1 protein-coding gene is annotated in these 580 nt (G+C 69.8%); it reads left to right on the top strand.

The window, feature by feature from the left end; all coding sequences use genetic code 11:
* Positions 1-580, top strand: a 580-nt coding sequence (locus EF387_RS46520; RefSeq protein ID WP_128382592.1) for an IS630 family transposase, incomplete at both ends; no start/stop codon positions are given.

Here is a 580-nt window from a genome sequence, read left to right as displayed (position 1 = left end):
ACGGGCTGTCGAACACCCAGGTCGGCGCCGACCTCGGCATCCATCCGACCACGGTGGCCACGTGGCGGAAGCGGTTCGCGGCCGGTCGGCTTGAGGGCCTGGCCGACGAGAAACGGCCAGGGCCTGCCCGCACGGTGACCGACGAGCACGTCGAGGACGTGATCGTGCGGACCCTGGAGACGACTCCGAAGGGTGCCACGCACTGGTCCACCCGCGAGATGGCGAAGCAGAGCGGGCTGAGCCAGTCGACGGTCTCGCGGATCTGGCGCACCTTCGGCCTCAAGCCGCACCAGGTCGACACCTTCAAGCTGAGCAAGGACCCGCAGTTCATTGAGAAGGTCCGCGACGTGGTGGGCCTGTACCTGGATCCGCCCGAGCGCGCCATCGTGCTCTGCGTCGACGAGAAGTCCCAGATACAGGCGCTGGACCGCTCGGCCCCGGTGCTGCCGATGATGCCCGGCATGCCCGAGCGCCGCACCCACGACTACCTGCGCGGCGGCGTCACCACCTTGTTCGCGGCGCTCAACGCCGCCACGGGCGAGGTCATCGGCTCCCTGCACCGCCGCCACCGTGCCGTCGA

Origin of the sequence: Streptomyces cavernae (assembly GCF_004023625.1) — a bacterium.
Classification (GTDB): Bacteria; Actinomycetota; Actinomycetes; order Streptomycetales; family Streptomycetaceae; genus Streptomyces; species Streptomyces cavernae.
Note: the sequence above shows the minus strand (reverse complement) of the source record. Positions and strands in the feature narration are given on the sequence as shown.